We start from the raw sequence: 19,511 nt of genomic DNA, 5'->3' as shown, positions 1-19,511 counted from the left end.
TGAAGGGCAATACATAAAAAGGAAGGGCGAAGAAATACAACGACATAGGGGAGGATATAAAATAACATGAATGGTTTAACAGCATTTTTAGAGAAATATTTTGTACCTGTAGCAGCAAAAATCGGATCACAGAAACACTTAGTTGCACTCCGCGATGCCTTTATTTCTACCATGCCGATCACAATGGCTGGTTCCATAGCAGTACTGCTCAATGTCTTTTTCCGTGATTTTCCAACAGAATGGGGTTGGACAGGGTTTGTTGCCGCAATGGATCCACTGATTGGTATTAATGGATATGTCTACAATGGGACACTTGCAATCGTCTCGATTATTTTCGCTTTTTCACTAGGATATAATATTTCTAAATCGTACGATGTAGATCGTTTGGCTGGAGGATTGGTCTCATTAGCAGCCTTTATGATGAATTTAGCTGTAACTGTCGATCTAGAAACTGTAAAAAGTGCGATCGGCGCAGCGAATGCGTCGTTTGATGTCAACACATTGCCTAAGGAATTTTCAGGTATTTATGGCTTTTTCAGCTTAGCGCAAGTTAATGGAACTGGACTTTTCACAGCAATGATTTTCGGATTTTTAGCTACGATCATTTATGCAAAACTCATGCAGGCAAAGATCACGATCAAAATGCCGGAAGCGGTTCCGCCAGCAGTAAGTAAAGCATTCGCTGCGATTATTCCGGCCTTAGTAGCATTATATGTCTGCGGTATCATCGTTTGGGGCTTTACAAAACTGACAGGCATGGATGTTATCACTTGGATCTCGAATACGATCCAAGAACCACTTTTGGCGATGTCGCAAGGGTATGGAGCTGTTTTCCTAGTGACACTGCTGGTCCAAGTCCTCTGGTTCTTTGGGATCCATGGGCCAAATGTATTGGCACCAGTCCTTGAATCGCTATGGGGAACGGCACAATTACAGAATATTTCCGCTGCTCAGGAAGGAGCGTCCTTGCCATTCCAATGGGTCCGGGGATCTTTTGACGCGTATGTCTGGATGGGAGGATCAGGTGGTACGTTGGTGTTAGTCATCGCGCTGTTAGTCTTTTCCAAACGCGCTGATGCCCGTACAGTCGCCAAACTATCACTTGGACCAGGGATCTTTAATATCAATGAACCGATCATGTTCGGTTTGCCGATCGTATTGAATACGATCTATTTGATCCCGTTCATTATCGCGCCGCTTGTAATGGTAACAGTAGCTTATTTTGCAACGGCATTAGGACTTGTAGGCCCTGTTATTGCTGCTGTTCCATGGGTAATGCCGCCACTGTTCAATTCCTTTATTGCGACAGGCGGGGATTGGGTGGCGCCAGTCATCTCACTGATCAATTTAGTGATCGGCTTTGTGATCTGGACACCGTTCGTCCTTACCGCTAACCGGGTAGGACCGCCAGAAGAAGAAATGAAAGCTTAATGACTCGCTTATCAGTGCAGCGATATGCCGCACTGATAAGTTTTCTATTATGCAGAGTGATTCTGCGCCGAAATATATTGCAACACAAGCATAATGCAGGTAAACTATATTTATAAGGAGGCGTTTTCATGATCAACATCAATTGTGCAATGAAACGTGATTTTATAACGGACTTATTAGAAAATTATCAGGAGAACGGCATTTCTTTTAAAAAAGTAGCGGAACAAGGAATGAAAATGACGTTCGAATCGAATTTGGAAAGCGAAGAAGCAGCAAAAGTGGCGAAAGAACTTATCAAGTCAACAGAAATCGGTGCCGTTCTATACTTCCAAGTCAGTGTGGTCGGATCATGAAATTTACAAATGCGCTATTTCTTATCAGTATTGGACTCTTAGTCATCATGTTTAGCCCTAATTACGGCTCAAACGGACTGGCAAATGGACCAATGCTTGTTATTGGCTTAATCATCGTGATCGCTGGCAGTATCTTTTTAGTGTCCAGTATCCGGAAAAATAGAAAGAACAAGAAGAGTGGGGGAGAATAATGCAAGTAACGCAAAAAATAATGGTATCGCAAAAAGAAGTATTTGATACATTGGTAAAATCATCTGCCTATGATATCGAGAAGAAAATCGGTAAAAAAATCCCGATCCGCAAATTAGAAGGCTACTCTTATACACGCCCGATGAATAATGGCAGCTTTGCAAAAACAACGATTCTTCAAGTGAAACCTAACGAAACTTATCAATTTGAAACAAAGGGTCGGCTCAACACCCACACTACGACATATACGATCAAAAGTATCAGCGAGTTCACTTCTGAAGTCACGTATGACGAAAAGATCGAAACTGAAAAAGCAATGAACAAGATGAACAATATGATCGTCGGGTTATTACTTGGCTTTTTCCGCAAAAAAAGAGTCAAAAACCTTTTAAAAGCAATCGAGTATTCGATTATCGAGGACAGCAAGAAAAAGAACGGCGGAGCAGCCAATTCCTAAAGATACAGCCGCTATGGTCCAGCAAGTTTATTGCTTGGATAGCGGCTGTATCTTTTCTAAGTTTTGACAGTTTCTCCTTATCAAAAGACTTCAGATAAGCTATAATATAACTACCAAGACAATGAGGAGAGTGACAAATGGCATATCAAGCATTGTATCGCGTTTTTCGCCCGCAAGCCTTTCAGGACATTGTCGGTCAATCTCATGTCACGAAAACGCTTCAGAACGCCATTGTTCAAAATAAGATCTCGCATGCTTATTTGTTTTCCGGTCCGCGCGGGACGGGGAAAACAAGTGCTGCGAAAGTTTTTGCCAAGGCGATCAATTGTGAACGCAGTACAGATGGAGAACCTTGCAACGAATGTGACACATGTAAAGGGATCACAGATGGATCAAACCCAGATGTTCTAGAGATCGATGCAGCCAGCAATAACGGTGTAGAGGAAATTCGGGATATCCGCGAAAAAGTAAAATACGCGCCAACGAATTCTAAATATAAAGTATACATTATTGATGAAGTCCACATGCTTTCCACGGGAGCGTTCAATGCGCTGTTAAAAACCTTGGAAGAGCCGCCGAAGCATGTTATTTTTATCTTAGCCACTACCGAGCCACACAAACTGCCGCTAACGATCATTTCACGTGTACAACGGTTTGACTTCAAACGGATTACCACCCAAGACATCACTGCCCATATGGCATCTATTTTAGACAGCGAGTCGATCCAATATGAAGACAAGGCACTGCAGATCATCGGACGCGCCGCAGAAGGCGGACTCCGAGATGCGCTAAGTCTACTGGATCAAGTTATTTCTTTCGGTTCCGAAGCAGTTGGTGTGGAGGATGCGCTCGAGATCACCGGGTCTGTCGCGCAGAATTTGCTTACAGATCTCGTGGAAGCTGTGATGGATAAAGATCCAAAACAAGCGATCTCAACATTGTCTTCTTTGCTTGCGGAAGGAAAAGACCCAGTACGTCTGGTAGAAGACTTATTAGTGTTCTTCCGTGATATTTTACTATATCAAAAGGCTCCTGGTTTGGATGAAGCTTTAGAACGTGCACTAGTAGATGATAGCTTTGAAGCATTAGCTAAAAAAGCAGATGCAGCGGTCATCTATCATTGCGTAAAAGTATTAAACGATACGCAGCAGCAGATGCGCTTTTCTAACCACCCAGGCATTTACGTAGAAGTGGCAATGGTACAAATGACGCAATCTGGTCAGTCAGAAGTAACACAGACTGCAGGTCCAGCAGCAGATGATGAGCAATTGCAGGAATTGCAAGCAAGCATGCGTAAAATGCAGTCAGAACTAGATCAGCTAAAACGACAATTGGCAAATGGTACTGTGCAAACAGCACCTCAAGAAGAAAAATCTCGGTCAGCAACGAAGAAAAAGCAGGCTATGAACAATGGGAAAGCTTTCAAAGCGCCGGTCGGAAAGATCAATCATGTTTTAAATGAGGCCAAAAAAGACAATCTGCAATTGATCCGCAGCTGCTGGAAAGAACTTTTAAGCATGCTGATGGCTTCTCAAGCAGCTTTGTTAAATGATGCAGAGCCAGTAGCTGCATCGGAAGATACATTTGTGTTAAAATTTAAGCACGAGATCCACTGCCAAATGGCAATGGAAAATAGTACATTCGTTGATAATGTGACGAATGGGATCTCTAGACTAACCAAAGCAAACTATCAATTTATCGGTATACCGGAAGATCAATGGATCGAAGTAAGAGAATCATATGTCAGCACTCATGATCTAGCAGAAAGCGGACAAGAAGAAACGCAGACTGAAAAACCGAAAGAACAAAAAGCAGCAGATCCATTTTTAGAAGAAGCAGCTAAATTAGTCGGTGAGGATTTACTCGAAATAAAAGAATAAAAAATGAAAGAGGAGATTTTATAATGCGTGGAATGGGAAATATGCAAGGTATGATGAAACAAATGCAAAAAATGCAGAAGGAAATGGCAAAAGCACAAGCAGATTTAGAGGTACAAGAATTTACTGGTACTGCTGGTGGCGGAATGGTGACTGTCCGTGTAACTGGTAAACGCGTTGTCCAAGATGTAACGATCAAAGAAGAAGTCGTTGATCCGGAAGATATCGAAATGTTACAAGACCTTGTATTAGCTGCTACAAATGATGCGCTGAAACAAGTAGAAGATATGACGGCGAAAACAATGGGTCGCTTCACTCAAGGTATGAATTTGCCAGGAATGTAAGTGCAAAATAAAATTTGATTTTCAAAAGGGCTCTAGGGAATCTGTCTTTAGAGTCCTTATTGTTTCACGTGAAACAGTAATTTGAGGAAAATGAAGGAGAGTAACAAGATGCATTATCCAGAGCCGATAACAAAACTAATGGATAGTTTTATGAAATTGCCAGGGATTGGTCCTAAATCGGCAGCAAGATTAGCTTTTTATGTGTTAGATATGAAAGAGGATGACGTATTAGGGTTTGCAAAAGCATTAGTAGATGCAAAGAGAAACCTAAGCTTTTGTTCCGTTTGCGGTCATATCACGGAACAAGACCCTTGTTATATCTGTGCAGATACTACGAGGGATCAACATGTGGTATGTGTGGTAGAAGAACCAAGAGATGTTATCGCGATGGAAAAAATGCGTGACTATCACGGACTTTACCATGTCCTTCACGGCACGATCTCGCCAATGGACGGAATCGGACCGGAAGATATCAATATTCCTGACTTGATCAAGCGTCTCCAAGATGATACGATCCAAGAAGTGATTTTAGCGACGAATCCAAATGTAGAAGGAGAAGCCACAGCCATGTATATTTCGCGACTTATCAAGCCGAGTGGTATCAAAGTAACCAGAATCGCCCATGGCCTGCCTGTTGGCGGAGATCTGGAATATGCAGATGAAGTGACGCTGTCGAAAGCATTGGAAGGAAGACGCGAACTATAAATGGAGGTGCTCTAGGCATGGAATCAAGAAAATATAAACATAGTAGCAGCAAACGCAAGCATAAGGTCGGAAAACTTCATAAAGCCTATGATAACTATTTATTAGAATTGATCAATGTGACGCAAGAAGATTGGCATCGCCGAAAAGTAATGCTGCGGAAAAGCTTTGAATATAGTCCAGAACTGGAATATGATGAGAAAAAAGCAGAAGCCAGATATTTATATCTATTTAAAGAAGCGCGTCACCGGAAAGTGAAGAATGACCATCAGCCTAGATAGAATAAAGAACGAGAAGACCTATTAAATAGATCTTCTCGTTCTTTATTTATAAAGTAAAGTTATAAAAATAAGGCATAAATATGAATAAAATTACTTATTAGCAAGAATTCGTTGCACATTTATTTAAACTTTAACAGTAAATATGATGTATTCTTATAAAAAACAATAAAATGAATTTGGAGGAGCATGAAAAATGATAGATGAAATTGAAAATCGCAAAAAAAATATAGCTTTATTAATAACCACAATGATATTTATGCTGACATTCGCTCTATTTCCCATGCCTAACTTTGGGGTAATGCTTTATGGTGGAAAAGAAGTGGGAATGTTACCGGTTCCTATCGCTGTCTTTCAAGGATTTATGGCATTATTATTTTTCTTGATTGCACGTTATCTATTGAAAGTCATTTTTGGATTTTCATGGAAAAAAATGAAGTATTTTTTAATTTTTGGTTGGCCTGCGTTATTGATAGCAATCTATAATGTTATCTTTATTAGTGACCACACGTTATTTAACTATAGTATTGGAACTGGTTTAGGAGGTTTGACGCTAGCTTTTGTTAGCGCATTATTTATTGGTTTTTTTGAAGAACTTATATTTAGGGGAGGACTTTTAAATAGCTTTTTAGTGTTATTCAACAAACATAAGAATGGACCATTACTAGCTATTTTGGTCTCAAGTGTTCTTTTTGGTATAGTCCATCTCATGAATTTTGGCTGGCAAGGATATTGGGATACAATAAATCAAGTTATTTCGGCTGTTCCTGCGGGTATTTTTTTCGCAGTTATCTACTATAAGACTAAAAATTTACTGATTCCTGTACTTCTCCATGCTATTATTGATACCACAGATATTTTCTTTAAATTATACATTGATGCGAGTGTCGGAATAATGCATGGATTAGATTGGACAACGGTAGCTTTCTCCAGTATTTTTTTGGTTGTATCTTGGTGGATGTGGAAGAGAGAGGATGTTTGATTCCATATTGTAACTCAAAAATGAATCGCATACATGCCATATTTAAGAGTGGCATGTATGCGATTCTTTTATTTACTCCACTCGATCGAACGGTAACTTGTTGGTGGTCCGAATAAGTGAGTGGTATATCCTTTCAGTGTTGGTTTTTGCAACGCAGCCGTTCCAGATTGATAAATCGGAGCGATACCAGCATCGTCGAGCAGTACTTTTTCTGCTTTCAACATTGCATTCCAGCGTTCTTCTGGCTTAGTTGCCAATGTTGTCGATGCTTCTTTAAGCAGTTTATCGTATTCTTTGTTGGAGTAGCTAGCACGGTTGTAGTTGTTATCTGTGATTTGGTTAGCTAGGAAGGTCATTGGATCTTGATAGTCAGGTCCCCATCTTGTTAGTTCTAATTGATATTTTTGATCTTGGTCAAGTTGTAGTCTCGATTTATAAGGAACAATTTTGATTTTGATCTTGATTCCTTTCAATGTGCTTTCGATTTGGTTTTGTAGGTACTCGGTCATTTTTTTGGAAAACTCTTGGTCATCGCCTAGAAGTTCGATTTGGAAAGTAGACTTACCAAGCTCTTTTTTCGCTTTTTCAAAATAGCTTTGTGCTTCTTTTTTGTTGTAAACAAGATGATCGCCGCTTTCTTTGCGGAAGTCTTCTTTTGTCTTGGGATTGAAGGTAAATTTAGCTGGAACGAATCCGTTGATCGGTGTTGAACCATTTCCTAATACGGTTGAAACAATTTCTTTTTTATCGACGGAAAGGGCGATCGCTTTACGCAAGTTTTCGTTTTGGAAATCCGTTTTTTTGCCATCTAATTTCTGGTTGAATTTCAGATAGTAGACAAAAGCTTCTAAAGCGGTTTTGTAATCTTTATCGGAATGTTTTTGTTTCGCATAGTCGCCGGAGAGGTTAGCGCGATCCAGTTTTCCTGTGTTGTACAAGTTAACGGCAGCACCTGGTTCTTTTACGACTTGAAGATTGATTTTATCGACTTTGATATTCTTTTTATCCCAGTAATTCGGATTCTTTTCATAAGACCAGCTTTTACTCGTATTTGTCCAATCTTTCATGACAAATGGTCCGTTATAGAGCATGTTCTTGCTGGAAGTTGCATATTTTTCGCCTTGTTTTTCAACATATTTTTCTTTTTGCGGATAGAATGTCGGGAATGTCAGCAAGGAATAGAAGTATGGTGTCGGCTTTTCAAGGGTTACTTTTAATGTGTTTTTGTCGACTGCTTCTACACCAAGTTCTTCCGGTTTCTTTTTGCCGTTGATGATATCCGTGCCATTTAATAAAATGCCGTCGAACAGTACGGAATATTCTGCAGCTGTTTTTGGATCAGCGACTTTGCGCCATGCATAAACGAAATCATCTGCTGTTACTGCAGAGCCATCAGACCATTTAGCGTTGTCACGCAGTTTGATCGTATATACTTTTTTGTCTTTACTGATTTCCGGAGCGGATGCTGCGACACCTGGTTTAGGTTGATCGTTGTCGTCCAAGTAGTAAAGACCTTCAAATACTTCATTTTGTGCTGTAAAACTTACACCATCTGTCCCTTTTTTGGAGTCCATTGTAGGAATCTCCGCGTTTTCCATTAAGTTAACAACTTTAGATTTGCTTTTTCCATCGGAAGCTGCGCCGGATTTGTTAGTGCTCCCACAAGCACTTAAGCCAACAATGCTAATAATCAACAAGATCGGTAATAGTAATTTTATTTTCATAATTCTCCCCCTCTTTATTATTTATCAGTTTATACTAAGTTTTCAGAAAAATAAAGTGTTTTCTGTATATTTGCTAAAATCTTATTTTATTCTGTACAAAGAAAATATTTTTTATTAAAATTTATGTAAAGATAACTTTACAAGGAGAGGCTTATGAAAGTTAAAAATAATGTAAAAAAATTACGGGAAGAAAAAGAGTTGTCACAGGTAGAATTAGCGGCAGAAATGGGAGTTTCTAGACAAACGATCCATGCGATCGAAAAAGAAAAATACAGTCCGAGTTTGGAATTAGCATTCAAACTGTCTGCTTTTTTTGAAAAGACAATCGAAATGATTTTTTATTTGGAAGAGGGGAAGAAATGAAATAGATGCTTTCAAGAGAATCGTTGTAACGCTCACTGCGATGTCGTATGCCTTTTTTAAAAAGCAAAAGTCGGAGATATACCAATGGAGCACGAGAGCATTGTTGCTGGTTTTTACAGCTTTTTTGTTGTGTTCTATATATGCAAAAAAAATAGCCCGCCTGTTGCTAGGCGGAGCTATTTTTTGGCAGACTTTATGATTTAACAATATGTTTTTTCTTAGATCGGGTAAAGAAGAGCAGTAGGATCATAAGCGCGATAAAAAGTAGTGCTACACCATAGATATTTCCATAACCGCTGAAAGCAGGCAGGACACCGAATATAACACTGCCGAGCAGCATTCCCATGTCGAATGAATTATAATAGGCAAAATTAGCGACATGAGCCATGTTGTGTGGAAAGAGTTTATTAAACCAAGATTGAATAAGTGGTGTGCAAGAACCAAATCCGAGCCCAAAGAATGCTGCACCGACATAAACGAAGAACTGTGTTTCTGTTGTAGTAAGCTGAACGAGAAGCAGACCTAAAAATAACGAGCAGCCAGCGGGTATTAAAACGAATCGCAAACTCTTGGCATCACTTAATCGTCCAACGAATAATTGAACCACAAAACCGAAGATGGCATTGATAACAAAAAAGAAGCTAAGATCTCCTAGGTGACGAGCTTGTTGGAATAAAGTTAAAAATCCAGTCAGTCCAGAATAGGGGATCGTGACAAGTAAAATGGTAATGATGGGAACGAGTAATTTTTTCCAAGAAAGTCTTTGATTAAGTAGTGGTACTTGGGATGAAGCTGAAACTGTCGAATCGGGAGCAACTTCTTTTGTTGCTGATACGCTTAATAGAATCGAAATAAGGGCAAAAACTCCAGCTATCTGACTTAAAGTTTGAAAGCTGAATGTACTTGATAAATGTAGCGATAGAAATGGACCGATTGCAAGTGCGAGCGTTACTCCAAAGTTGAAATAGCCAAAGCCCTCGCCTTTTTTCTGTTGTGGAAGCGCCTTACCGACGTAGTTGCCATTTAAAGTCGTCAAGACACCCCAACTCAGCCCATGTAAAAAGCGTATAAGCATTAAACTAAGTGGATCATGGACAAGGGAATAGAGGACAAAGACGATAATAAGTAAAAGCTGAGCTAAGCGATAGAGCCAAGCGTGCATTCTCGGGTTCATTTTTTTTAAAAAGTAAAAGCGCATCACGATCGCGCTCAAACTAACAGCTGCAGCTACTAGACCAATAGTTATGCCAGCGCCACCTGTTTCTTTGGCATATTTGGGTACAATGGGTAGCAACATTTGAAAACTCATAAAGAGGGTAAAACTCGACAGAACTAACATGATAAAGCGTCCTGTCCAAATATTTTCTGATTGAGTGGACATAAAATCCTTCTTTCTTTAGCTAGATTAAGTTCGTTTCAATTGAGTTTCTAGAAGTTGTATCACAGTCCGGCTGAATGTTGAGAACGAACTTTGATAAAAGTCATCTTCATACGATATTTGTGCGAATAGCCAGCCGAAAAATGTGGACATAAAAATTTCGGCATAGACTTCTGGTTGATCGCTATAGGCAGCAAAAAAAATAGAAAGATTAGTCTGAAATGGTTGTGCTGTGGTAAGTTTTCCCCGGATTTCAGGAAATATATCTGGGGATCGCAAACCGATCAAAAGCCGGATGTAGTCTTCGCTGATATACTCACAAAAAGATTGTGCCAAACGTGTTAGTTGGACATCAAGTGGTTCTGCAGTATGCGTCGTATCAATAGCTGAAAATTCAGGGAACCAAAGATGATGCTCTAAAGCATAAAGCACGATGTCTTTTTTTTTCTTAAAAGCACGAAACAAACTCATTTCACTGATTTTCGCCTCTTGGGCGATTCTTTTTGTTGTCGTTGCAGTGTAGCCTCTGCGGATGATCGATTCTTTTGTTGCTTCTAAAATAGACAAGATGAGAGCGTCTTTCACTATATTTCCTCCCTTGTTAGTGGTCACTAACATTTTATATCGAAAGATTCCCATTGTCAACGTAGGTACAATTTTTATATGAAAATAAGCTGTCAGTGTATAAATTCTTCTACACTAACAGCCTAGCTATTATTTCACTTCAATTGTTTTTAGATTTTGCTCGATAATCTCTGGTTTTTCATCCATTTGGATCTGAACAGCTGTTGCATAAGCTCCTTCTAATATTGGAGCATTGAAAAGAATGATTTTCTTATCAGATACTTCTTCCACTGTTTCGATATTCATTTTGGCACTTCCTAGATCATAGAAAGCATAAACTGTATCGGCTGCATTTTGTTCAAAAGCCGCATTGACTTTATCGAAACTAGTGCCGATATCACCATCGTCTGTGCCGCCTGAATAGGTGATCGGTACATCTTGGGCGACTTGTGCCAATATCTCTGCGATTCCTTTGGCAACATCGGCAGAGTGGGAGATGATAACAACGCCATAAGCTTTAGTCATCTAATCGACCTCCGTTTCTAACATTGTGTGGAAAAGAAGCGCCGAAGAGTAAGCGCCGGGGTCTAAGTGGCCGATCGAACGCTCTCCTAAGTAGCTTGCTCGTCCTTTAGTCGCTTTTATATCTTTGGTCTTTTGCAGTGCAGCTTCCACTACATCATCGCTTAGTTCGTCTTGATGTAAACTGTTCACGACTGGTTCCCAAACATCGAGCATGGTTTTTTCACCAGCGTGGGATTTGCCGCGTTTCTCGATACCTTCTTGACCGGCTTCAATGACTTTCGCTAAATCTTCCGGACTGATCGTATCGCCTTCGATCGCTTTGCTGATACTGAGAAAAGCAGTACCGTATAAAGGACCTGCAGCGCCGCCGACTTTGCTGACGAGCGTCATTCCAGCTGTTTTGAAAACGTCTTTTAACGAGTCTGGTTCTTTCTCCGCCAAAACCTTTTTCAATTCTGTGGCGCCTCTGGCCATGTTGAAGCCATGGTCGCCGTCTCCGATCGCTTGATCCAGATCACTTAGTAATTGTTTGTTTTCATTGATCTGGTCACAAAATTGGTTGAGCCAATTAATGGCCCATGTTTTATCGTATGCCATACTTTCTTCCTCCTTTCATTACCATGCAATCGTTGCAACAGGTAGATGGATCATGTCCAACCATTTTTCGTCTTCTAATTTTAAGATCGTGAGTGAGATACCAGCCATATCAAGTGAAGTCATATAGTCTCCGACAAGTGTCTCGGCAACTTCGACATGTGCATCTGCAAGTAGTTCATGTACATCGTTTGCAAAGATATATTGCTCCATTAATGGCGTAGCGCCCATACCATTTACGAGGACAACAACTTTATCGTCCGCTTTTAATTGATGTTCTTTTTGTAATTGGAAGTAGAGCTGTTTGGCAAGCTCTTTAGATGGCATGACTTTTTCGCGTTTAAAGCCTGGTTCGCCGTGAATGCCGATTCCGAGTTCGATTTCGTCGTCTTTCAATTCAAAACCGGGATGTCCGACTTCTGGTACAGTACAAGGGGATAATGCCACACCAAGTGTTTTAATGGCAGAAACGAGTTTTTTACCTAATGCTTCGAGATCTTCTAAAGCAGCACCGGCTTCTGCAGCGGCACCTAAAATTTTATGCACCAAAACAGTACCGGCCACGCCGCGGCGCCCGGTTGTAAAAGTGCTGTCTTCTACAGCGATATCATCGTCTACGATCACTTGAGCGACTTTGATATCGTCTGCATCTGCTAAATCTGCTGCCATATCGAAATTCATGACATCGCCTGTATAATTTTTTACGATCAATAAGACGCCTTTTCCTTGATCACTGGCTTTGATTGCTTCGTAAATTTGGTCTGGTGTGGGGGAAGTGAAAACGTCACCGCAAACGGCAGCTGAAAGCATTCCTTTACCGACATATCCGGCGTGGGCGGGTTCATGACCAGAACCGCCGCCGCTGACAAGTCCGACTTTACCGGGACGAGCTTCGTTGCGAGCTAGTACGCGGGTTCCTTCTATGCGGTGAATCAAATCAGGATGAGATTTTGCGAGACCTTCAATCATTTGTTCTACGACTTCCTCTGTTCCGTTGATGATTTTTTTCATGGAATACGACCTCCTTTTTAGTCCTTTGATATTTTCCCTGTTTAGCACAAACAAAACGTGATATTGTGTGTGCTAGGCTGGAGGAAGATGATACAATAGGAGGGAGGTGATACGAGTGGCGAACCAAAAAAATATTCCGTTGATGGAGCTTTTGGAAAGGCACATCGGCAAGCGGACAAAATCCTTTCATGTACCAGGACATAAGAATGGGTTGCTGTATTCGGAATGCTCAGATTCATTGTTTGCCTATGACTTGACGGAAATAAGCGGCCTTGATGATCTGCATGAGCCGCGCGGAGCGATCCTAGAGGCAGAGAATCTGCTGGCGGAGGCTTATCATGCCGGGAAGAGTTACTGGCTGGTAGGCGGGACGACAAGCGGTAACTTAGCTATGCTGTCTGCTACACTGCAGCGCGGCGATCAAGTAATCGTGGTTCGCGATGCTCACAAATCCATCTTGCATGGAATCGAGCTGGCAGGAGCGGTTCCGATTTTCCTAACACCGAAAGTCGATGAGAAGCTAGGAGTAGCAAGTGGTGTTGATTTGACGCAGTTGGAAACCGCCTTGAAAAAATATCCATCCTGCCGGGCATGCGTATTTACATATCCGAGCTATTACGGAACGACGTTTGACATTGGCGTGGCGATTCGGCTCGTCCATAAATATGGCAAGCTTGCACTCGTTGATGAGGCACATGGCGCGCATTTAGCAGCTAGTTCGCTGTTTCCAGAAAGCGCACTGGACTTGGGCGCTGATGTTGTTGTCCAATCTGCGCACAAGACACTTCCAGCTCTCACCATGGGTGCGTTCTTACATATCCATACAAATGCCCTTGAGCTCCAAAACAAGCTCGCATACTATCTCCAGCTCTTTCAAACGAGCAGTCCATCATATCTGGTAATGGCTTCGCTCGATAGAGCACGGCATTACTTAGCAAATTACAATGAGAATGACAGCGCAGCTTTTATGGAAATGAAAGAGATTTGGGTGGAGTGGCTGACGAAACAAGGTGTTACCTGTGTATTTCCAGATGATCCGCTGAAACTGGTCGTCCGTAAAACAGGATATAGCGGTTTTGAATTACAGCAAGCACTCGAAGAAAAAGGATACTTCACGGAATTAGCAGATGAACAGCAGGTTTTACTGATTCTTCCACTTCTTAAAACAGGAATGCGATTTTTACCCGAGGAAGATCTGCTGCTAGAGGAGCGAGAATCCGATTTACCCGCAAAAAAAGCCAACATCGAGAATTCTATAACGGAGCTTGCGTTAGATTACGCAGCTATGCAAGACCGAGAGGAAGAATGGCTGGCATTAAAAAACAGCGTCGGCCGTATCTCTGCTGAAACGATCGCTGTATACCCGCCTGGTATTCCTGCGGTCATGCGAGGGGAACGTCTTACCTCGGAAATCGTTCACCAGCTAGAGAGGAGCAAGCAACTTCATCGGCATGGTGGAAAGGCACTTGCTGACAATAAGATAAGCGTTTTTTGCGAATAGATTTGTGCTATAATCTGAATAAAGACATGAGTGGAAAGGAAAAGATTATGAGTGGATTTTTTATAACGCTAGAGGGACCGGATGGCTCTGGCAAAACAACTGTGGGGAATAAAATAGCAGAAAAACTGACTGCGGAGAATATCGCCTATATCAAAACGCGCGAACCAGGCGGCAGCCCGATCTCAGAAAAACTGCGCGAAGTGATCCTCGGCATCGGGAATGAGGCGATGGATCCGCGCACGGAAGTATTGCTGATCGCGGCAGCCCGAAGACAGCATGTTGTCGAAACGATCCGTCCGGCGCTAGCGGAAAATTTAGTAGTCTTATGCGATCGTTTTTTAGACAGTTCGCTAGCCTATCAAGCAGGAGGACGCAACCTAGATATGGATGAGGTTCTTGCAATCAATCATTATGCGGTGGAGGACACCATGCCGGACAGAACATATTACTTAGATGTTCCTGCCGAAGTAGGTCTGGAACGAATCGCTGCAAATAAAGGCCGGGAGATCAATCGACTAGATCAGGAAGATATCGTTTACCACCAACGTGTAGGAAGAGCGTATGCGGAAGTGATGAATCGTTTTCCCGAACGGTTTAAACGAATCGATGCCATGCAGTCACCAGGCGCTATTGCTGACGCGATCATAGCAGATTTGCTGACATGCCTTGGAAGAAAATGATTTTCGATTGCCGTAAAATTTAGTATAATAAGGCAAATGCTTAGAAATTGTATTTTTGGGGAAATATTTACGAAAGAAGGGACGTGAAAACGATGAAATTAATCTTTGCTATTGTCCAAGATCAAGATAGTAATCGTCTATCTGATGCACTGACAAAAGAGAACTTTGGGGCAACAAAACTGGCGACTACAGGTGGCTTTTTGCGATCAGGAAATACCACTTTTCTGATTGGGGTAGAAGATGAGCGGGTCGAGACAGCACTGGATATTATCCGCGAAAACTGTAAATCACGCGAACAAATGACCACACCTTCTGCTTCTCTAGGGGTTACCGTTGATACGTATGTACCATACCCGATCGAAGTCCAAGTAGGCGGGGCGACAGTTTTCGTTATGCCAGTCGATGGTTTCCACCATTTCTAATAATTAATGGATTAGTTGATTCATATAGTATGTCTAAAGGAAAAGCGAGGAGGGTAGCCTGCTCGCTTTTTTGATTTTTAAAGATAAAAAGAGGCAGCCAGTAAATGCTGGCTGCCGTTCTTTTATTTTAGTTTCAATTTCTGTCCGATATAAATGGCAGAAGAATGAAGTTTATTTAATTTTGATAGTTTATCGACGGTCGTTTTATTTTTTTGCGCAATACTCCACAGAGTATCGCCTTTTTTAACTGTATAGGTCTTCGCGCTGCTTGAACTGCTACTGGAAGCAGTGCTTGCTTTACTTGCAGTAGAAGATGTCGCTTTAGAAACTTTCAATTTTTGGCCGACATAAATGGTATCGGATTTTAGACTGTTCCATGATTTCAAGTTGGCCACGGTCACTTTATATTTTTTTGCGATCTTCGATAAGTTATCGCCGCTCACGACAGTATACGTTTTCGTTGTGGAAGCAGCTGGAGCAGCAGGTTTCGATGCTGCTGGTTTGGAAGCCGGTGCAGAAGCTGCTTTAGAAACTTTCAATTTTTGCCCGACATAAATGGTATCGGATTTTAGACTGTTCCATGATTTCAAGTTGGCCACGGTCACTTTATATTTTTTCGCGATCTTCGATAAGTTATCGCCGCTCACGACGGTATACGTTTTCGCTGTGGAAGTGCTAGGAGCAGTAGGCTTCGGTGCCGACGGTTTTGGAGCCGGAGTAGAAGTTGCTTTAGAAACTTTCAATTTTTGCCCGACATAAATGGTGTCGGATTTTAGATTGTTCCACGATTTCAAGTTGGCCACAGTAACCTTATATTTCGCTGCGATCTTCGATAAGTTATCGCCGCTCACGACGGTATAAGTGGTTGTCGTCGTATTATTCGCAGGAGGAGTAGGTGTTGGAGCTGGAGTTACAGTGCCTGCAGAAACTTTTAATACTTGGCCGACATAGATAGTATCGGATTTCAGACTATTCCAAGCTTTTAAGTTTGCTACAGTCACTTTATATTTTGTTGCGATTTTTGATAAATTATCGCCACTTACCACTTTGTAAGTTTTCGCATTATTATTGACATCAGCTGGTCTAGAAGGTGAGCCGCCTGTGTCGTAAGCAGTTAAACCATATTGTTCGATGATACTGTTGACTTTTATATTGTATTTCGTATCCGTTGCATAAGTACCTGTCAGAGCAGCAGTAGCATCTGCATATGTGGGAGCGACACTTTTCCATGTACCTTGATAATAAAGTGGGGCCCAGCTCGTACCGTTATGCAGGATGTTTGCATAATCTTGCAACGACGCTGCGACCGAAGGATATTTACGGAAATTGGCAGAAATTGTAGACATATTTCCGTTACCATCATCTTCCTGCGTTTTGACAGTCACAGATTGGCCGTTATAAGCTCCTTTTATCCCAAATAGATTATAATTGGGGGCTTTGCTCAGTGTGCTTGTTCCGTAGCCGCTTTCCAATATCGCTTGACCGATCATGACAGAAGCATACAAATCGTTTTTTGCCGCAATGTCTTTTGCCGCCGGTGCAATGCTATCGATAAAACTATATATAGTCTGATCCGTAACAGCGGCATCTACATTGGTAGAAGCAATAAGACTAGGTGCTGAAATGGAAGCAGCAACTGCTGAGATTCCTGCTAATGCAATACTCGTCTTTGTCATTTTTTTCTTCTTCAAACCCTTTTCCGCTAACAACTTTTCCGCGATCCGTACTTTCCGTGGTTTAAGCAAAAAATCACTCCTCAAACTTTACTAATAATATTAATTATTACACATTTTATGTGAAAAATCCACAAATCTTACGTATTTATCTCTGCTTGAACTGCACAAAGGGTTTTGATATACTTGGATAAGTAAGTACTTGCTTTAGGAAGGAGAACAGAAATGATTACCAACGAAAGCATTATGGATGCGACCCTCAAAATGATTGCAACGCACGGTATAAAAGGTGCGACGACGCGCCAATTAGCCGAAGCAGCACATATAAATGAAGCGACGATCTTTAAGAAATTTAAAAATAAAGAAAATCTGATCCATCAAACGTTGGAATTGCAGATCGAAACGATGAAAGCAGAAATAGATACGTTTTTTGAGCAAGATTTTGCAAATTATGACGTGTTTCTGCAGGAAGCAAGCCGCTATATTTTGACATTGTATCAGCAATACCGGGATTTTATGATTATTTCGGTCAAAGAAATGGGAAGTAAGGATATGGCGTTTATCGATCCATCAGCAGTGGAATACTTATACCAAAAGGTGGATGAAAAGATTGAAGGGCTTTTAGATGTGCAGACGGCTAAGGAAGATGCCGAAGCAGTATCGCTTATTTTGAACAGTGTGATTTTATTAGTGATGGTAGAAAAAGTAAAGAGTGACGTCCATGACCGGCCGCCATTGATCGATATCAACGCGGAAACGTTAACGGAAGTGTTGCGCCGGATTGTAAAAAAAGCATAAAAAACAATAATGGAGGAGGAGACGATGGTGAAACGAACTTTAAAATATTTGGGCATCTTTGCACTGGCAGTTTTTATGGTCGCATTGACTGCATGTGGAAACGAATCGAAAGCTCCGCGGGATAAGCAACAAGCGGACAATCGCATGGAAAGTAAGAATGATTTGAGCAAACAGAATTTGCAAGTTTCTTTTAAAGATGCGGTACAAGAATTCCAAAAGAAACATCCGGATACACCGATCACACAGTTTAAACTTGAACATGATGATGGCCGGTATATTTATAATATTGAGGGTAAAAAAGCTAGAACGGAATACGAAATGGAGATCGATGCAAAAAGTAAAGAAATTCTCCAAGATAACCAAGAGAAAGCCGATAAAGATGACAATTCCCGCTATAGCAAGGTTATCGACTTTGAAAAAATCATTACACCAAAAGAAGCTATGGCTGCTGCAGTAAAAGAAAAGAAAGGTGACGTATCAAGCTATGAGATCGATACTTCTTACGGAAAACCGATCTATAAAATCAATCTTCAAAGCGGTAATCAGGAACATGAGATCACCGTACAAGGAACAGATGGGAAAGTAATTCAAGTAGAACGAGATTGATCAAGAGAAAGACAGGTTTCGATGAATTCGAAGCCTGTCTTTTTTAATGTAGAACAAATCATGTTTGATAATTCGCGAGCATTTTTTGTAGTTTTTGTTTCAGCCGTAATTGAACTGCTGTCGGAGCGATCACTTGAAGATGCGCTCCAAAAGAAAGTAAATAACTGTCCAGCCATTCGCCGTCGCTGATGGAACAGGTGACAAGATAATGATCGTCATCAGTGGGATAAATATCTTCTTTAGAAAATTCTTCGAAAATACGGTAACTTAGCTGCGTATCCACTTTCAAAATCAGATCTACTTTATTCGTCGTACTTTCAAATTGCTGCTGCTTCGGCACTAAAGTAGTGTTTGGAGAGGTGAAAGTGTCAATTGTGACATTGTGCATGCGTGTCAGCTTGAACAGACGCCAATCTTCTCTTTCTATGGAATATCCTTTTAAATACCAAGCTCGATCTTTAAAAACAACTTGATAAGGATATACTTCCCGGGCAAGTTGTTCATTCTTAGAATTGAGATAATCAAAAGTAAGCATCTGGGACTGGAAAATCGCTTGTTTGATTATTGCCAATGTAGATTTTTGTTCGCGGCTGTTGCTCCAAGTGGAAGGATCGATCTCGATCCAAGAGATCGGTTTCTTTTGGAAGACAGCGGATAGTTTGTCCAAAGTATCTTGATCGCTCTGCTCGATCGAGGCAAAACTTTGCAGTGATGCAAGAATATCATTTTGTTCTTTTTCCGAGACCAGAGCACTATTCATTCGGAACTGAGGCAGCAAAGAGATCCCGCCGTTTCTGCCTTGACTGGCATAAATCGGGATACCGGCTTCCGAGAGATTCTCCATATAACGATACACGCTTCGAACCGAAACCTCTAGCTTATCCGCCAACTCTTTCGCAGATAATTTATCATTGCTCATCAAGAGATAGACCATTTTAAATAACCGATTGGATTTCATCACTTGCACCTCGCTTTGTTGGAATCTTTGAAAGTATACCATGATTTTATCACTATAAAAAGCAGACGTGTGGGCTCGTTTATAAAATAAGTGGAAGGGTA

General features: G+C 41.2%; 23 protein-coding genes. 15 read left to right on the top strand and 8 right to left on the bottom strand.

From position 1 onward, the window contains the following. The first annotated feature begins 66 nt into the window (after positions 1-66). The 9 genes from EL241_RS13250 (at position 67) to EL241_RS13210 (ending at position 6,613) form a co-directional block, all read left to right on the top strand. Positions 67-1,431, top strand: coding sequence for a PTS sugar transporter subunit IIC (locus EL241_RS13250; protein WP_003756922.1), 1,365 nt, complete (start codon positions 67-69; stop codon positions 1,429-1,431). A gap of 128 nt (positions 1,432-1,559) precedes the next feature. Further along, positions 1,560-1,784, top strand: coding sequence for a hypothetical protein (locus EL241_RS13245; RefSeq protein WP_003756924.1), 225 nt, complete (start codon positions 1,560-1,562; stop codon positions 1,782-1,784). Beyond that, the gene (locus EL241_RS13240) at positions 1,781-1,975 is read left to right on the top strand and encodes a DUF3188 domain-containing protein (RefSeq protein WP_003756926.1); all 195 of its coding nucleotides are present in this window, start codon (positions 1,781-1,783) and stop codon (positions 1,973-1,975) included. The genes EL241_RS13245 and EL241_RS13240 overlap by 4 nt, the downstream gene beginning before the upstream one ends. Then, a complete protein-coding gene (locus EL241_RS13235; RefSeq protein ID WP_003756928.1) occupies positions 1,975-2,430 on the top strand; it encodes a DUF3284 domain-containing protein in 456 nt (151 codons plus the stop codon). The genes EL241_RS13240 and EL241_RS13235 overlap by 1 nt, the downstream gene beginning before the upstream one ends. Before the next feature lie 137 nt (positions 2,431-2,567). Beyond that, positions 2,568-4,310, top strand: a complete 1,743-nt coding sequence (gene dnaX, locus EL241_RS13230) for a DNA polymerase III subunit gamma/tau (protein ID WP_036105387.1) — start codon at positions 2,568-2,570, stop codon at positions 4,308-4,310. 23 nt (positions 4,311-4,333) lie between these two features. After that, the gene (locus EL241_RS13225) at positions 4,334-4,651 is read left to right on the top strand and encodes a YbaB/EbfC family nucleoid-associated protein (protein ID WP_036105389.1); all 318 of its coding nucleotides are present in this window, start codon (positions 4,334-4,336) and stop codon (positions 4,649-4,651) included. Positions 4,652-4,759: 108 nt separating this feature from the next. Further along, positions 4,760-5,356, top strand: a complete 597-nt coding sequence (recR, locus tag EL241_RS13220) for a recombination mediator RecR (protein ID WP_036105391.1) — start codon at positions 4,760-4,762, stop codon at positions 5,354-5,356. Positions 5,357-5,373: 17 nt separating this feature from the next. Beyond that, complete coding sequence (locus EL241_RS13215; RefSeq protein ID WP_036105393.1) at positions 5,374-5,634, top strand: YaaL family protein; 261 nt, start codon at positions 5,374-5,376, stop codon at positions 5,632-5,634. Positions 5,635-5,827: 193 nt separating this feature from the next. Continuing rightward, on the top strand, positions 5,828-6,613 hold the full coding sequence (locus EL241_RS13210; RefSeq protein ID WP_052009134.1) for a CPBP family intramembrane glutamic endopeptidase: 786 nt from the start codon (positions 5,828-5,830) through the stop codon (positions 6,611-6,613). 68 nt (positions 6,614-6,681) lie between these two features. Here EL241_RS13210 and EL241_RS13205 read toward each other — a convergent pair whose 3' ends face one another. Beyond that, complete coding sequence (locus EL241_RS13205) at positions 6,682-8,337, bottom strand: peptide ABC transporter substrate-binding protein (RefSeq protein ID WP_036105395.1); 1,656 nt, start codon at positions 8,335-8,337, stop codon at positions 6,682-6,684. A gap of 153 nt (positions 8,338-8,490) precedes the next feature. On the opposite strand from EL241_RS13205, the gene EL241_RS13200 reads away from it, so the two are divergent. Then, positions 8,491-8,700, top strand: coding sequence for a helix-turn-helix transcriptional regulator (locus EL241_RS13200; protein ID WP_126320662.1), 210 nt, complete (start codon positions 8,491-8,493; stop codon positions 8,698-8,700). A gap of 193 nt (positions 8,701-8,893) precedes the next feature. On the opposite strand, the gene EL241_RS13195 is transcribed toward EL241_RS13200, so the two are convergent. The 5 genes from EL241_RS13195 to dhaK all read right to left on the bottom strand — a co-directional run bounded on the left by EL241_RS13195 (position 8,894) and on the right by dhaK (position 12,772). Beyond that, positions 8,894-10,081: an MFS transporter gene (locus tag EL241_RS13195; protein ID WP_126320661.1), complete on the bottom strand. Its 1,188-nt coding sequence runs from the start codon at positions 10,079-10,081 to the stop codon at positions 8,894-8,896. A gap of 24 nt (positions 10,082-10,105) precedes the next feature. Next, a complete protein-coding gene (locus tag EL241_RS13190) occupies positions 10,106-10,663 on the bottom strand; it encodes a TetR/AcrR family transcriptional regulator (protein WP_170166169.1) in 558 nt (185 codons plus the stop codon). Positions 10,664-10,792: 129 nt separating this feature from the next. After that, positions 10,793-11,167: a dihydroxyacetone kinase phosphoryl donor subunit DhaM gene (gene dhaM / locus EL241_RS13185; protein ID WP_003756944.1), complete on the bottom strand. Its 375-nt coding sequence runs from the start codon at positions 11,165-11,167 to the stop codon at positions 10,793-10,795. After that, on the bottom strand, positions 11,168-11,764 hold the full coding sequence (gene dhaL / locus EL241_RS13180; protein ID WP_003756946.1) for a dihydroxyacetone kinase subunit DhaL: 597 nt from the start codon (positions 11,762-11,764) through the stop codon (positions 11,168-11,170). It lies immediately after the preceding gene. 18 nt (positions 11,765-11,782) lie between these two features. After that, positions 11,783-12,772: a dihydroxyacetone kinase subunit DhaK gene (gene dhaK / locus EL241_RS13175; RefSeq protein WP_003756949.1), complete on the bottom strand. Its 990-nt coding sequence runs from the start codon at positions 12,770-12,772 to the stop codon at positions 11,783-11,785. Between the two features lie 115 nt (positions 12,773-12,887). Between dhaK and EL241_RS13170 the strand changes: the two genes are divergently transcribed. The 3 genes from EL241_RS13170 to EL241_RS13160 all read left to right on the top strand — a co-directional run bounded on the left by EL241_RS13170 (position 12,888) and on the right by EL241_RS13160 (position 15,375). Beyond that, positions 12,888-14,273, top strand: coding sequence for an aminotransferase class I/II-fold pyridoxal phosphate-dependent enzyme (locus EL241_RS13170; protein WP_126320659.1), 1,386 nt, complete (start codon positions 12,888-12,890; stop codon positions 14,271-14,273). A gap of 47 nt (positions 14,274-14,320) precedes the next feature. Beyond that, complete coding sequence (gene tmk, locus EL241_RS13165; RefSeq protein ID WP_036105408.1) at positions 14,321-14,953, top strand: dTMP kinase; 633 nt, start codon at positions 14,321-14,323, stop codon at positions 14,951-14,953. A 92-nt stretch (positions 14,954-15,045) separates the two neighbouring features. Further along, on the top strand, positions 15,046-15,375 hold the full coding sequence (locus EL241_RS13160) for a cyclic di-AMP receptor DarA (protein ID WP_036105415.1): 330 nt from the start codon (positions 15,046-15,048) through the stop codon (positions 15,373-15,375). A 122-nt stretch (positions 15,376-15,497) separates the two neighbouring features. On the opposite strand, the gene EL241_RS13155 is transcribed toward EL241_RS13160, so the two are convergent. Next, the gene (locus tag EL241_RS13155; RefSeq protein WP_170166168.1) at positions 15,498-17,120 is read right to left on the bottom strand and encodes a muramidase family protein; all 1,623 of its coding nucleotides are present in this window, start codon (positions 17,118-17,120) and stop codon (positions 15,498-15,500) included. Positions 17,121-17,273: 153 nt separating this feature from the next. Between EL241_RS13155 and EL241_RS13150 the strand changes: the two genes are divergently transcribed. Further along, entirely contained in the window at positions 17,274-17,846 is a 573-nt protein-coding gene (locus EL241_RS13150; RefSeq protein ID WP_003756960.1) for a TetR/AcrR family transcriptional regulator, read from the top strand. 27 nt (positions 17,847-17,873) lie between these two features. After that, positions 17,874-18,452, top strand: a complete 579-nt coding sequence (locus EL241_RS13145) for a PepSY domain-containing protein (RefSeq protein WP_159099840.1) — start codon at positions 17,874-17,876, stop codon at positions 18,450-18,452. Positions 18,453-18,510: 58 nt separating this feature from the next. Here EL241_RS13145 and EL241_RS13140 read toward each other — a convergent pair whose 3' ends face one another. After that, a complete protein-coding gene (locus EL241_RS13140) occupies positions 18,511-19,410 on the bottom strand; it encodes a helix-turn-helix transcriptional regulator (RefSeq protein ID WP_036105421.1) in 900 nt (299 codons plus the stop codon). Positions 19,411-19,511: the final 101 nt, after the last annotated feature.

It is taken from the genome of Listeria grayi, assembly GCF_900638015.1.
Classification (GTDB): domain Bacteria; phylum Bacillota; class Bacilli; order Lactobacillales; family Listeriaceae; genus Listeria; species Listeria grayi.
This window is presented reverse-complemented; position numbering and strand designations above follow the sequence as displayed.

What these genes read in the sequence shown, in the direction of transcription:
- EL241_RS13250 (WP_003756922.1), top strand. Translation starts at nt 67, where the DNA reads ATGAATGGTTTAACAGCATTTTTAGAGAAATATTTTGTACCTGTAGCA.
- EL241_RS13245 (WP_003756924.1), top strand. Translation starts at nt 1,560, where the DNA reads ATGATCAACATCAATTGTGCAATGAAACGTGATTTTATAACGGACTTA.
- EL241_RS13240 (WP_003756926.1), top strand. Translation starts at nt 1,781, where the DNA reads ATGAAATTTACAAATGCGCTATTTCTTATCAGTATTGGACTCTTAGTC.
- EL241_RS13235 (WP_003756928.1), top strand. Translation starts at nt 1,975, where the DNA reads ATGCAAGTAACGCAAAAAATAATGGTATCGCAAAAAGAAGTATTTGAT.
- dnaX (WP_036105387.1), top strand. Translation starts at nt 2,568, where the DNA reads ATGGCATATCAAGCATTGTATCGCGTTTTTCGCCCGCAAGCCTTTCAG.
- EL241_RS13225 (WP_036105389.1), top strand. Translation starts at nt 4,334, where the DNA reads ATGCGTGGAATGGGAAATATGCAAGGTATGATGAAACAAATGCAAAAA.
- recR (WP_036105391.1), top strand. Translation starts at nt 4,760, where the DNA reads ATGCATTATCCAGAGCCGATAACAAAACTAATGGATAGTTTTATGAAA.
- EL241_RS13215 (WP_036105393.1), top strand. Translation starts at nt 5,374, where the DNA reads ATGGAATCAAGAAAATATAAACATAGTAGCAGCAAACGCAAGCATAAG.
- EL241_RS13210 (WP_052009134.1), top strand. Translation starts at nt 5,828, where the DNA reads ATGATAGATGAAATTGAAAATCGCAAAAAAAATATAGCTTTATTAATA.
- EL241_RS13205 (WP_036105395.1), bottom strand. Translation starts at nt 8,337, where the DNA reads ATGAAAATAAAATTACTATTACCGATCTTGTTGATTATTAGCATTGTT.
- EL241_RS13200 (WP_126320662.1), top strand. Translation starts at nt 8,491, where the DNA reads ATGAAAGTTAAAAATAATGTAAAAAAATTACGGGAAGAAAAAGAGTTG.
- EL241_RS13195 (WP_126320661.1), bottom strand. Translation starts at nt 10,081, where the DNA reads ATGTCCACTCAATCAGAAAATATTTGGACAGGACGCTTTATCATGTTA.
- dhaM (WP_003756944.1), bottom strand. Translation starts at nt 11,167, where the DNA reads ATGACTAAAGCTTATGGCGTTGTTATCATCTCCCACTCTGCCGATGTT.
- dhaL (WP_003756946.1), bottom strand. Translation starts at nt 11,764, where the DNA reads ATGGCATACGATAAAACATGGGCCATTAATTGGCTCAACCAATTTTGT.
- dhaK (WP_003756949.1), bottom strand. Translation starts at nt 12,772, where the DNA reads ATGAAAAAAATCATCAACGGAACAGAGGAAGTCGTAGAACAAATGATT.
- tmk (WP_036105408.1), top strand. Translation starts at nt 14,321, where the DNA reads ATGAGTGGATTTTTTATAACGCTAGAGGGACCGGATGGCTCTGGCAAA.
- EL241_RS13160 (WP_036105415.1), top strand. Translation starts at nt 15,046, where the DNA reads ATGAAATTAATCTTTGCTATTGTCCAAGATCAAGATAGTAATCGTCTA.
- EL241_RS13150 (WP_003756960.1), top strand. Translation starts at nt 17,274, where the DNA reads ATGATTACCAACGAAAGCATTATGGATGCGACCCTCAAAATGATTGCA.
- EL241_RS13140 (WP_036105421.1), bottom strand. Translation starts at nt 19,410, where the DNA reads ATGAAATCCAATCGGTTATTTAAAATGGTCTATCTCTTGATGAGCAAT.